The sequence below is a fragment of the Nonomuraea sp. NPDC003560 genome (assembly GCF_042878785.1).
GTDB lineage: Bacteria > Actinomycetota > Actinomycetes > Streptosporangiales > Streptosporangiaceae > Nonomuraea.
Genome location: NZ_JBIAOF010000001.1, coordinates 718,331 through 730,801 on the forward strand (window position 1 = coordinate 718,331; position 12,471 = coordinate 730,801).

The following is a 12,471-nucleotide window of genomic DNA, read 5'->3' on the forward strand; positions in this document are numbered from 1 at the left end:
GGCCCTTTCTGGCGGTCTGGGGGGCACGCGGGCTGCGCAAACGTGCCGGGGTACGGCGAGATCGGCCGTCCACCGGCTCGCCCAAGAATCTACCACGTGGTTAGTTTCGCGGCCCACGCCCGCGGCGGACCGCAGCGGACCCTAGAGCCAGTCGCGGCGTTTGAAGACCATGTAGAGCACCATGCACACCGCCCCCATCAGCAGGATCGCGAACGGGTAGCCGAACACCCAGTGGGTCTCGGGCATGAAGTCGAAGTTCATCCCGTAGATGGTGCCGACCAGCGTCGGGGCGAACAGGATGGCCGCCCACGCCGAGATCTTCTTGACCTCTTCGCCCTGCTGGATGCTGGCCTCGGTCATGCGGGCCATCTCCGCGTTCTGGGCCTGGGTCACCAGCGTCGAGTTGACCACCAGGATGTTCTGCAACATCTGGCGGAAGGCCGAGATGCGCTCGGTCACCGTGATCGCGTGGTCGGCGACGTCGCGCAGGTAGCTCTGCAGCTCGTCGTTGACGCCGTACTTGGCGGCGCCGGCGATGAAGCCGTGGATCATGCCCACCAGCGGCGCGGTGGCCCGCTGGAACTCGATCACCTCGCCGGACAGCTCGTAGACGCGCCGCGACACCGAGGGGTCGCCGCTGAAGACCTCGACCTCGATCTCCTCGATGTCCTTCTGCAGTCCGGCCACCACCGGCGCGTAGCCGTCGACCACGGCGTCGAGGATCGCGTACAGGACGGCCTGCGGGCCCTGGCGCAGCAGGTCGGGGTCGGACTCCATGCGCTTGCGCACCCCCTGCAGGTCGGGGGCCTCGGCGTGGCGCACGGTGATCACGAAGTTGGGGCCGACGAAGACGTGCAGCTCGCCGAAGGCCACCTCCTCCACGTCGTCGAGGTAGCGGGCGGCGCGCAGCACCACGAACAGCGTGTCGCCGTAGCGGTCGGCCTTGGCCCGCTGGGAGCCGACGATCGCGTCCTCCAGCGCCAGCTCGTGCAGCTCGAACTCCTCGGCGAGCTTGACCAGCTCCCACTCCTTCGGACGGTAGAGGCCGATCCAGGCCATGCTGTCCGGCATCTGCTTGAGGCGTTCGAAGGCGTCGGCGAGCGAGCCGGGGTTGTCGACCCGCTCGCCGTTCTGGTAGACGGCGTTGTCGATCACGGTGGGCCGGTAGGGGTGCTCCTCGGTGGCGCGCGGGTCCATCGAGTGCTCCGGCGCCTCCTCGCGGTGGTCACCGCTGCGCCTGAACCCCTTCACCCTGGCCATGCACCCTCCGATCCGGTTGCCGTGTCGACTACTGCGAGGACACCAGGCTGTCGAGCTCCTGGGTCGCCCGGTCCCTGATGGTCTTGCGCCACATCGGCGTCCAGCCGAACAGCAGCCCCTGCGGCCTGCCGAGAGCCATTCTGGACCAGCGCCTGAAGTCGAACTCGTCGTGGTGGCGGACGATGAGGTCGTCCTCGAACCTGAACAGCGCGTCGATCTCGTTGACGACCGTGCGGCCGGTGGAGGAGAAGGTGTAGCTGGCCGTCCAGTGGGCTGAGCCGCTGAACTCGTCGGCCTGGACGTCGCGGTAGCCGGATCTCAGTCCGTCGCGCACGCCGAGCTGCAACCGCCACATCGCCATCACCCGGTCGCGGCCCTCGACCTCCTGGAAGATGGGGTCGCCGAAACTGATCTCGGGGTGGTAGCAGCGCTCCATGGCCGCGAAGTCCGCGCGGCCCAGAGCGTCGTAGAAGGCGCTGATGAGCGCCACGTGCCGATCGTTCACCTTGCTATCGAATCATGGCCGCACCATTGTCCCAGCACACCGCCCGCAGCCACTGCTCGCCGAGGTCCAGGCGGGCGAGTGCGTCGAGCTGGTGCGCGTAGGGGTACGGGATCGTCGGGAAATCGCTGCCGAGCACCACCTTCCCCGAAAGCCCGAGATCACGCAGAACCGGGCGCAATCGGCTGGGAAACGGCATGCCGCGCTCGGAGAAGTCGGTGAAGGCCATGGTGGTGTCCAGGGCGACCCGCTCATGGCGGACGGCCAGCTCGAAGAACGGCTCGTACTCGGGCATGCCCAGATGCGCGATCACCGCCCGCAGCCGCGGATGGGCGGCCAGCACCGCGCCGATCGGCCCCGGCCCCACGTGGCCGCCGGGCACGGGCACCGAGCTGGCGTGCACGACCACGGGCACGCCCGACTCCGCCAGCAGCCCCCAGACCTCGTCCAGCTCGGGCGCGGCCGGGTCGAAGCCGCCGACCTGGAGGTGCACCTTGAAGATCTGGACGCCGTCCGCCAGCGCCGCGCGCACGTAGTCCGCGACGCCGGGCTCGGGGTAGAACGTCGCCGACGGCAGGCAGTCGGGGTTGCGGCGGGCGAAGTCGAGCGTCCAGGCGTTGAGGTCGCGGGCCATGTCCGGCCGGTGCGCGTACGCCAGGGCGGGGAAGCGCCGTACGCCCATCTCGCGCAGCCTCGTCAGCCGTTCTTCGACCGGGCGTTCGTACTCGATCTTCCAGCCGGCGCCCATCAAGGGGCCGCCGTGGTTGAAGTGATGCCAGACCCGGCGTTCCATTCGCTCGGGCAGGAAGTGCACATGCAGGTCGATCAGGCCCGGCAGCCCGAGGTCGCGCCACCACGCCGGAACGTCCGCGTCAGAATGTAGTTCTGCGGCCACAGCCGGGACTTTACCCGGCTAGTGTTTCTCCTCGATGGACATGCTCTGGGCCCACCTGATCAAGGTTCAGCCTGACCCCGACCCCTGGGTCGTGCTGGTCTCGGCTCTGGCCGCGCTCGCGGTCGTCGCGTTCCGCACCCCCTGGCAGGTGTCCAGGGGCCTGATCACGATCGCCCACGAGGGCGGCCACGCGGTCATGGCGCTGCTCACCCGGCGCAAGCTGGAAGGCATCCGGCTCCACTCCGACACCTCCGGCGTCACGCTGACCAGGGGCCGCCCCAACGGCCCCGGCATGGTGCTGACCGCGCTCGCCGGCTACCTGGCCCCCTCGCTGCTGGGGCTGGCCGCCGCCTGGCTCACCGAGCAGGGCCGCATCACGCTGCTGATCTGGAGCGTGCTGCTCTTCCTGGTGTGCATGCTGCTGCTGATCCGCAACCTCTACGGCGCGCTGATCCTGCTGGTCACCGGCGGCGCGGTGTTCGCCTTGTCCATGTACGCCCCCGCCCAGGTCCAGCAGATCGTGGCCATGGTCGCGACGTGGTTCCTGCTGTTCGGCGGCGTCCGGCCGATCGTCGAGCTGCAGCGCAAGCGGCGCAGGCGGCAGGCCAGAGACTCCGACGCCGACCAGCTCGCCCGGCTGACGTTCCTGCCCGGCGGCTTCTACGTCTTCTTCTTCCTGGTCGTGGCCGCCGTGTCGGTGGTGTTCGGCGCGTACCTGATGAACCCGTTGACTCCCTGAAAGCCGAAATTTCACATTAAACTCACCGGCAACAGGGGGGAGTGCCGTGTTGCCAGCCGAGGACGCGCCCGGCTACCGGGTGCTCGATCAGGCGGGCCAGGGCGGTTTCGCCGTCGTCTACCGCGCCTATCAGGAGCGCCTCGACCGGATCGTGGCGCTGAAAGTCCTGTCGGTCGACCGGGTCGACCAGCGCACCATGCGCCACTTCCAGCGCGAGCTCCGGCTCACCGGCCGCCTGACCGGCCATCCCAACGTCGTGACCGTCTTCGACACCGGCGTGACCCGCTCGGGCAAGCCGTACATCGCGATGGACTTCTTCGAGAACGGCTCGCTGCGCGACAAGGTCCGCAAGGAGGGACCGCTCGCGGTGCCCGACGTGCTGCGCGCGGGCGTCAAGCTGGCCGGCGCGCTGGCCGCCGTGCACGAGGCCGGGGTGCTGCACGGCGACATCAAGCCGCAGAACATCCTCATCTCCCGCTACGGCGAGCCCGCCATCGCCGACTTCGGCGTGGCCAGGGTGGTGGACAACGCGGAGATCTCGGCCACCTCCCAGGCGTTCACCCCGCTGCACGCCGCCCCGGAGGTGCTCACCGGGCAGCCGCACTCGGTCTCCGGCGACATCTACTCCCTGGGCTCGACGCTCTACCACCTGCTGGCCGGGCAGCCCGCCTTCCACAACCCGGCCGACCCGTCGATCGCGCCGCTGATGTACCGGGTGCTGAGCCTCGACCCGCCGCCGATCAACCGGCCGGACGTGCCGCCGGCGGTGTTCGGGACGATCCTGCACGCGATGTCCAAGCAGCCCGAGCTGCGGCCCGGGTCGGCCAGGGAACTGGCGCGGCGGCTGCAGGAGGTGCAGGCCGAGCTGGGGTTGTCGGTGACCGATCTGGTGGGCCAGGATCCGGGGCCGGGGCCGGCGACGTCCACCGTCCCGCGCCGCCCGCGCGGCGGCCCGCAGCCTCCGCCGCACCCCGGCGACTCCTCACTCCCCGCCACCGGCAGCCGGCTCCCCCACCCCCAAGCCCCCGCCCCGCATCAGCCGGGCCTGGCGGGGAACGCGGGCGTGGCGAGGCGGGACGCCCCCACGGCGGGGGACATGGGCGGGGCTCGGCGGGAGGCCGTCACGACGCCGCCCGCCGGGGGCGGGAGCCTCGGGAGGCGCCTGCTGATCGGGGGCTCGGTCGCGGCCGTGGCGATCGGCGGCACCGGCCTGGCCGTCTACCTGTCGCTGCGCCCGCCCGCCGGTCCTGGCCCCGCCGAGCGCCGCCCCGAGGCCGCCACCCCCGCGGCGACCGCCGCCGCCACCCCGCCGCCGATCAGCAAGCGGGACGTCGCCGCGCTCGCCCCCCGCAGGCTCAAGGTCACCGCCGACCGCGGCGCCCTGGTGGAGCTGAGCTGGGCGCTCCCGGCCGACGCCCGCCGCTACCCGGTCGTCCTGCAACGCTCGCGGGCGGGCGGAGGCGAGGTGACCGTCGTCGCCCTCGGCACGGGCGCCACCAGCGGCCGCGTCGCCGGGCTCGACCCGGACACCGGCTACTGCTTCCTGGTGGGCGTGCCGCTGCGCATCTCGGCGGCCACCACGGTCGCCTGGTCGAAGCCGGCCTGCGTCAGAGGGGCGCGCTCAGCCCAGTAGCTTGCGCGCCGCCTGCTCGATCTCCTCCTCCGACAGCAGCACGTGGTTGGCCGCGTCGCCCAGCGGGATGAAGCTGTCGGCCGAGGTCACCCGGGCCACCTGCCCCGTGAACCCGGCGTCGATCAGCTCGGCCGTCACGCCCTCGGACACGCCGCCGGAGTGGCGGGTCTCGTCGGCGATCAGCACCTTGCCGGTCAGCTCGGCCGCCCGCAGCAGGTCGTCCACCGGCAGGGGGGCCAGCCAGCGCAGGTCGAGGACGCGGCAGCCGTAGCCCTCCTGGGTGAGCCGGACCGCGGCGCGCAGGCTCATCCGCAGCCCGTTGCCGAACGTCACGATCGTCAGGTCACGGCCCTCGCCGTACGAGCGGGCCCGGCCGACGGGCACGTGCGTCTCGCGCCAGCGCCCCGGCGGCGTGTACGGCGCCAGCCAGCCGCCGTCGCCCTCCTCGAACAGGTCACGCGTGTGGTAGAGCGCGATCGGCTCCAGGAACACGCAGACCGACCCGGCCGTACGGGCGGCGGCCAGGCAGGTGCGCAACATGGCGGCGGCGTCGTCGGGACGCGCGGGCGAGGCGAGGACCAGGCCCGGGATGTCGCGCAGCGCGGCCACCGCGTTGTCGTTGTGGAAGTGGCCGCCGAAGCCCTTCTGGTAGGCGTAGCCGGCGACGCGGACGACCATGCCGTTGGTGTAGGCGCCGCGCGAGAAGAACGACAGGGTGGCGCCCTCGCCGCGGATCTGGTCGAGCGCGTTGTGCAGGTAGGCCAGGTATTGGATCTCCGGCACCGGCAGCTGGTTGGACACCGCCGAGCCGAGCGCGAGGCCGAGGATGGCCTGCTCGTCGAGGAGCGTGTCGAACACCCGCGAGCCGCCGAACCGCTTCTGCAGCCCCCGGGTGACGCCGTAGACGCCGCCCTTCCTGGCGACGTCCTCGCCGAAGACCGTCATCTCGGGGTAGACCACCAGCGCGTCGGCGAGCGTGCGGTTGATGGTCTGCGACAACGTCAGCGGCTTCTCCGTCTCGGGCAGCGTGCCGGCGAACGCCTTCTCCCTGACCGGGCCCTCGGCTGCGGTCGGGCTGATGTTGGCGATCAGGTCGGGACGGCGCGGCGCGATCGGCTCCATGACCTCCGCGGCCGAGCCGAGCCGCGGGGCGCGGGTGGTCTCCAGGGCGATGCGCAGGATGTGCTCGCGCGCCGACTCGTACGTCTTGAGCAGGTCCTCCGGCGTCTCCAGGCCGGCCTCCACCAGCAGCCGCGCGGTGCGGACGAGCGGGTCGCGCTCCATGTCGGCCCGCAGCTCCCGCTGTGTGCGGTAGGCCGACTCGACGTCGGACCCGGCGTGCCCCATCAGCCGCACGGTGGACAGGTGCAGGAACGCGGGTGAGCGGTTGGCGCGGACGTGCTGGACGGCGAGCGTGGCGGCGTCGTAGGCGTCGGCCAGGTCGCAGCCGTCGGCGGCGAAGTAGGCGATGCCCGGCCGCCGCGCCGCCGCCTCCACCCAGCCCTTGGGAGTGCGGACGCTGATGCCGATGCCGTTGTCCTCGCACACGAACAGGATGGGCAGCGGCTGCCCCTGGAAGGTGGCGTAGGAGGCGGTGTTGAGCCCGGTCAGGGCGCTGGCGTGGTTGATCGAGGCGTCGCCGAAGCTGCACACGGCGATGGCGTCGGGCGGCCAGGCCGACCGGTCGCCGAGCGCGGCGGCCCGTTCGATGGCGAAGGCCACGCCCACGGCGCGCGGCAGATGGCTGGCGATCGTCGAGGTCTGCGGGATGACGGCCAGGTGGGGGTGGCCGAAGACCTTGTGCCGGCCGCCCGCGATCGGCTCGTCGGCCGCCGCGGTGAGGCCCATCAGCACGTCGCGAAGGCCCTGCTCGGGCAGCCGGCCGGCCTGCTCGGACCTGGTCAGGTAGAAGGCGCCGGACCGGTAGTGGAGCAGCGCCGGGTCGCTCGCCCTGGCCGCGGCGGCGACCGCCGCGTTGCCCTCGTGGCCGGCCGACCCGATCGTGTAGAAGCCCTCGTTCTGCTCGCGGAGCCAGCGGGCGGCGATGTCGAGCAGGCGGCTGTCGAGCTGGCGCTGGAACAGGGTCCGGCACCGGTCGCCGGTGAGCGACGTGCCCTCGCGCACCGGGCCGCCGGGATCTCGGGCGGGGCCTGACTTCAGCGCCTCAACGGATTGGATGAAATGTGTCTCAACAGTGTCGCGCGCCACACCCTGATTATGTCCGTCATCGCCGCCGCCGTCTGCCGGAGTGCATGACAGATTGTGGTCCGGTCCGTTTAACCCTGATCCAGGACCGTTTGCGGAGATCTACGGCGTTTCGGGGGTTTTCGTACCGCGTGAATCGCCGTCGGTCAGTTAGTGATTGTTAACGCTGGCCTCGATCGCGGCGCGGGCCATCGTGTGCAGCAGGGGGCGCATGTCGTGCGGGGGCAGCTCGCCGGCGCTGTGGGGCGTCGAGTTGAGCAGGCCGAAGACCGCGTGCGTGGCCGCGCGCAGCCGGGCCGGCGGGCACGCCGGGTGCAGCTCGGCCAGCACGGTCACCCACTCCTCGACGTAGAGGCGCTGCAGCCGCCTGATCCTGCGCCGCTCCGGCTCGGGCACGTTGCCCAGCTCGCGGTCGTGCACGGTGATCAGCGCCGGCTGGTCGAGCGCGAACGTGATCTGCACGTTGAGCAGCGCGTCGAGCGTCTCGGCCGGGCCGTCCGAGGAGGTCGCCACCGCCACCGCCGACTCCCGCAGCCGCGAGCTGACGTCGAGCAGCATCTCGGCGAGCAGCGCCTCCTTGCCGCTGAAGTGCCGGTAGAGCGCGGGACCCGAGACGCCGACCGCGCCCCCGATGTCCTCGATGGAGACCCCGTGGAAACCGCGGGCGGCGAACAGCCGGGCGGCCGCGGCGAGGATCTCCATGCGCCTTCTGCCGCGCTCGCGGGTAGGTGGGGAGGCAGTGGTCACGTCTCACATGCTAGACGATTACGTTAATGATGACTAACATCTCGGCCATGACGAGAGGGGACTCATGAGCGACTGGCCGGTGCTGAAGTCGGCCGTGGAGCCCGGGAGCGAGGCGTACAAACGCAACGCCGAGCTCAACGAGCGGCTGGCCGCCGAGCTGCTCGAACGGCTGGCCGCGGCGGCGCTCGGCGGTCCCGAGCGGTCGCGGCAGCGCCACGTCGAGCGGGGCAAGCTGCTGCCGCGCGACCGCGTCGACGGGCTGCTCGACCCGGGTTCCCGCTTCCTGGAGCTGTCGCCGCTGGCGGCCGGCGGCCTCTACGACGACCAGGCGCCCGCCGCCGGGATCATCACCGGCGTCGGCAGGGTGGCCGGGCGCGAGTGCGTGGTCGTGGCCAACGACGCGACCGTCAAGGGCGGCACGTACTACCCGATGACCGTCAAGAAGCACCTGCGCGCGCAGGAGGTGGCCCTGCACAACCACCTGCCCTGCGTCTACCTGGTCGACTCCGGCGGCGCGTTCCTGCCCAGGCAGGACGAGGTCTTCCCCGACCGGGAGCACTTCGGGCGCATCTTCTACAACCAGGCCACCATGTCGGCCCGCGGCATCCCGCAGATCGCCGCCGTGCTCGGCTCGTGCACCGCCGGCGGCGCGTACGTGCCGGCCATGAGCGACGAGGCGGTCATCGTCCGCGGCCAGGGCACGATCTTCCTGGGCGGTCCGCCCCTGGTGAAGGCGGCCACCGGCGAGGAGGTCACGGCCGAGGAGCTGGGTGGCGGCGACCTGCACTCCCGGGTCAGCGGCGTCACCGACCACCTGGCCGAGGACGACGCCCACGCCCTGGCCATCGTCCGCGACATCGTCTCGACGCTGGCCCCCCGGGCCCCCCGTCCCTGGGACACGGTCGCGCCCGAGGAGCCGCGGCACGACCCGCGCGACCTCTACGGTCTCGTCCCGGCCGACACCCGCCAGCCCTACGACGTGCGCGAGGTCATCGCCCGCCTGGTGGACGGCTCGCGCTTCCTGGAGTTCAAGGCCGAGTACGGCTCCACCCTCGTCACCGGCTTCGCCCACCTGCACGGCCACCCGGTGGGCATCGTGGCCAACAACGGCATCCTGTTCAGCGAGTCGGCGATGAAGGGCGCGCACTTCATCGAGCTGTGCGACCAGCGCCGCATCCCGCTGGTGTTCCTGCAGAACATCAGCGGGTTCATGGTCGGCAAGGCGTACGAGGCGGGCGGCATCGCCAAGCACGGCGCCAAGATGGTCACGGCCGTGTCGTGCGCGCGGGTGCCCAAGTTCACGGTGGTGATCGGCGGCTCGTTCGGGGCGGGCAACTACGCCATGGCCGGACGGGCGTACTCGCCCAGGTTCCTGTGGATGTGGCCCAACGCCCGCATCTCCGTCATGGGCGGCGAGCAGGCGGCGAACGTGCTGACCACGGTCGGCAACGCCGACCCCGACGCCATCCGCGCCCAGTACGAGCACCAGGGCAACCCCTACTACTCCACCGCCCGGCTCTGGGACGACGGCGTGATCGACCCCCTCGACACGCGCACCGTCCTCGGCCTGGCCCTGTCCGCGGCGGCCAACGCGCCGCTCGAACCCGCCGGCTACGGCGTCTTCCGGATGTGATCATGTTCTTCGACCGTGTTCTCATCGCCAACCGGGGCGAGATCGCCGTCCGGGTCGTCCGGACGCTGCGCGCGCTCGGCATCGAGTCGGTGGCGGTGTTCACGCCGCCGGACGCGGGCGCCAGGCACGCCCGCGAAGCAGACATCGCCCTCGAAGTCTCGAAATATCTGGACATCGAGGCGATTGTTGAGGCGGCGCTCGCCTCCGGCGCGCAGGCCGTGCATCCCGGCTACGGCTTCCTGGCCGAGAACGCCGCGTTCGCGCGGCGCTGCGCCGAGGCCGGGCTCGTCTTCGTCGGCCCGTCGCCCGAGGCCATCGACGCCATGGGCGACAAGATCCGCGCCAAGGCCACCGTGTCGGCGGCCGGGGTGCCGGTCGTCCCCGGCGGGGCCGAGCCGGGCGACGACCTGGCGCAGTGGGCCGACTTCCCGGCGCTGATCAAGCCGTCCGCGGGCGGCGGCGGCAAGGGCATGGTGCTGGTGCGCTCGGCCGCCGAGCTGCCCGACGCGCTGGAGTCGGCCCGCCGTACGGCGCGGGCGGCGTTCGGCGACGGCACCCTGCTCATCGAGCGCTACGTCGAGAACCCCCGGCACATCGAGATCCAGGTCATGGCCGACGCCCACGGCAACGTCGTGCACCTGGGCGAGCGCGAGTGCAGCCTGCAGCGCCGGCACCAGAAGATCATCGAGGAGGCGCCGTCGCCCTTCGTGACCCCCGGCATGCGCGCCGACATGGGCGCCGCGGCCGTCGAGGCCGCCCGCTCGGTCGGGTACGTCGGCGCGGGCACGGTCGAGTTCATCGTCGACGGCACCACCGGCTCCTACCACTTCATGGAGATGAACACCCGGCTCCAGGTCGAGCACCCGGTCACCGAGCTGGTCACCGGCCTGGACCTGGTGGAGCTGCAACTGCGCGTCGCGGCCGGCGAGCCGCTGCCGTTCGGCCAGGAGCAGGTGCGGCTCGACGGCCACGCGGTCGAGGCGCGCGTCTACGCCGAGGACCCGGCGCGCGGCTTCCTGCCCAGCGGCGGGCGCGTGCTGGCCCTGCGCGAGCCCGGCGACGACGGGCCGGGCCGGGTGCGGGTCGACTCCGGCCTGGTCGAGGGCGGGGTGGTCGGCAGCGACTACGACCCCATGCTGTCCAAGGTGATCGCCTGGGCGCCGGACCGAGAGGCGGCGCTCAGAGCGCTCGACCGGGCGCTGGCCCGCACCGCCGTGCTGGGCGTGGTCACCAACGTGCCGTTCCTGCGCGGGCTCGCCCGCCACCCCGCGGTCGTGGCGGGCGAGCTCGACACCGGCCTGGTCGAACGGGTGCTGCCCGGGCTGCTGCCGGAGTCCGGCGTGCCGCGCGAGGTGGCCGCGGCGGCGGCGCTGATCTTCCACACGCTGCCGCAGGGCCCGGACCCCTGGCAGGTCACCGACGGCTGGCGGGTCGGCGCCCCCGCCTGGACGACCTGGCGGCTGGAGTCGCGCGACGGCGTGCACGCGGTGCCCGTCCGCGGCCTGCCCGGCCAGTCGGCCGAGGTGCTGCTCGACGGAGAGGCGGTGCCCGCCCGGATCACGACCGGCGGCGGCGCGGCGGCCGTCACGCTCGGCGGCCGGACCGCCCGCTACCTGACCGCCCGCCACGGCGACACGCTCTGGCTCGGCAAGGACGGCGAGTCGTGGGCGTTCACCCGCCACCTCATCGGCGACCCGGGCGACCGGCCCGGCGCCGCGGGGGCGGGCGACGGCGTGGTGCGCAGCCCCATGCCCGGCACCGTCCTGCTGGTCAAGGTGCAGCCCGGCGACCGGGTGAGCGAGGGGCAGCCGCTGGTCGTCGTCGAGGCCATGAAGATGGAGCACACGGTCACCGCCCCCTGCGACGGCGTGGTCGCCGAGCTGCCCGTCCAGCCGGGCAGGCCGGTCGACATGGACGCCGTGCTGGCCGTGGTCACCGGTGAGGAGGCGTGATGCCGTACCGCATGCGAGGGCTTCCCGAGCGGGTCACGGTCTACGAGGTGGGCCCGCGCGACGGCCTGCAGAACGAGTCGGCGATCGTGCCGGTCGAGGTGAAGGCCGAGTTCATCGACCGGCTGGCCGACGCCGGCCACCAGGTGATCGAGGCGACCAGCTTCGTGCATCCCAAGTGGGTGCCGCAGCTGGCCGACGCCGGTGAGCTGCTCGGCCGCCTCGACCGCCGGCCCGGCGTGCGCTACCCGGTGCTGGTGCCCAACGAGCGCGGGCTCGACCGCGCGCTGGAGCTGGGCGTCACCGAGATCGCCATCTTCGCCAGCGCCACCGAGACCTTCGCCGCCAAGAACCTCAACCGCACGCTGGAGAGCCAGTTCGACATGTTCGAGCCGGTCGTGGCCAGGGCGCTGGAGCACGGGCTGCGGGTGCGCGCGTACGTGTCGATGTGCTTCGGCGACCCCTGGGAGGGGCCCACGCCGGTCGGGCAGGTCGTCGCGGTCGGCGAGCGGCTGCTCGGGCTCGGCTGCTACGAGCTGTCGCTCGGCGACACGATCGGCGTCGGCACGCCGGGCCACGTCACCGAGCTGATCGGCGCGTTCGGCGGCCCCGAGCGGCTGGCCGTGCACTTCCACGACACCTACGGGCAGGCGCTCGGCAACACGCTCGCCGCCCTGCAGGCGGGCGTGACCACCGTCGACGCCTCCACCGGCGGCATCGGCGGCTGCCCGTACGCCGAGTCCGCCACCGGCAACCTGGCCACCGAAGACCTCGTGTGGATGTTGTCGGGGCTCGGCATCGAGACCGGGCTCGACCTGGACAAACTCGTGTCCACCAGCACCTGGCTGGCCGAGGGGCTGGGCCGGCCCAGCCCCTCGCGCGTCGTCCAGGCCCTCGCGAAAGGCTGA

The 12,471-nt window shown here is 72.3% G+C and carries 10 protein-coding genes; 5 read left to right on the top strand and 5 right to left on the bottom strand.

The annotated features are described in order from the left end of the window. Positions 1–141: 141 nt before the first annotated feature. The 3 genes from ACFYUV_RS03410 to ACFYUV_RS03420 are packed head-to-tail and all read right to left on the bottom strand — an operon-like array spanning position 142 to position 2,657. Positions 142–1,260 carry a magnesium and cobalt transport protein CorA gene (locus tag ACFYUV_RS03410; RefSeq protein WP_387664364.1) on the bottom strand — a complete coding sequence of 373 codons (1,119 nt, stop codon included), beginning with the start codon at positions 1,258–1,260 and terminating at the stop codon, positions 142–144. Positions 1,261–1,288: 28 nt separating this feature from the next. Continuing rightward, a complete protein-coding gene (locus ACFYUV_RS03415; protein ID WP_352357058.1) occupies positions 1,289–1,765 on the bottom strand; it encodes a nuclear transport factor 2 family protein in 477 nt (158 codons plus the stop codon). Positions 1,766–1,769: 4 nt separating this feature from the next. After that, positions 1,770–2,657, bottom strand: coding sequence for an amidohydrolase family protein (locus ACFYUV_RS03420; protein WP_387664366.1), 888 nt, complete (start codon positions 2,655–2,657; stop codon positions 1,770–1,772). Positions 2,658–2,691: 34 nt separating this feature from the next. Between ACFYUV_RS03420 and ACFYUV_RS03425 the strand changes: the two genes are divergently transcribed. Together ACFYUV_RS03425 and ACFYUV_RS03430 are read left to right on the top strand one after the other, a co-directional pair. After that, positions 2,692–3,396, top strand: coding sequence for a M50 family metallopeptidase (locus tag ACFYUV_RS03425; protein WP_358285179.1), 705 nt, complete (start codon positions 2,692–2,694; stop codon positions 3,394–3,396). 46 nt (positions 3,397–3,442) lie between these two features. Beyond that, positions 3,443–5,029, top strand: coding sequence for a protein kinase (locus ACFYUV_RS03430; protein WP_387664369.1), 1,587 nt, complete (start codon positions 3,443–3,445; stop codon positions 5,027–5,029). On the opposite strand, the gene ACFYUV_RS03435 is transcribed toward ACFYUV_RS03430, so the two are convergent. Beyond that, entirely contained in the window at positions 5,018–7,153 is a 2,136-nt protein-coding gene (locus ACFYUV_RS03435) for a thiamine pyrophosphate-dependent enzyme (protein ID WP_358285185.1), read from the bottom strand. The two genes, ACFYUV_RS03430 and ACFYUV_RS03435, sit on opposite strands and share 12 nt — an antisense overlap. Positions 7,154–7,384: 231 nt before the next feature. After that, positions 7,385–7,936: a TetR/AcrR family transcriptional regulator gene (locus ACFYUV_RS03440; protein WP_358285980.1), complete on the bottom strand. Its 552-nt coding sequence runs from the start codon at positions 7,934–7,936 to the stop codon at positions 7,385–7,387. A gap of 109 nt (positions 7,937–8,045) precedes the next feature. Here ACFYUV_RS03440 and ACFYUV_RS03445 point away from each other — a divergent pair, with 109 nt between their 5' ends. From ACFYUV_RS03445 to ACFYUV_RS03455, 3 genes are read left to right on the top strand one after another with little or no spacing between them, the layout of a single operon-like run. Continuing rightward, entirely contained in the window at positions 8,046–9,614 is a 1,569-nt protein-coding gene (locus tag ACFYUV_RS03445; protein ID WP_387664371.1) for a carboxyl transferase domain-containing protein, read from the top strand. 2 nt (positions 9,615–9,616) lie between these two features. Further along, entirely contained in the window at positions 9,617–11,566 is a 1,950-nt protein-coding gene (locus ACFYUV_RS03450) for an acetyl/propionyl/methylcrotonyl-CoA carboxylase subunit alpha (protein ID WP_387664373.1), read from the top strand. Further along, the gene (locus ACFYUV_RS03455; RefSeq protein WP_387664375.1) at positions 11,566–12,471 is read left to right on the top strand and encodes a hydroxymethylglutaryl-CoA lyase; all 906 of its coding nucleotides are present in this window, start codon (positions 11,566–11,568) and stop codon (positions 12,469–12,471) included. The genes ACFYUV_RS03450 and ACFYUV_RS03455 overlap by 1 nt, the downstream gene beginning before the upstream one ends.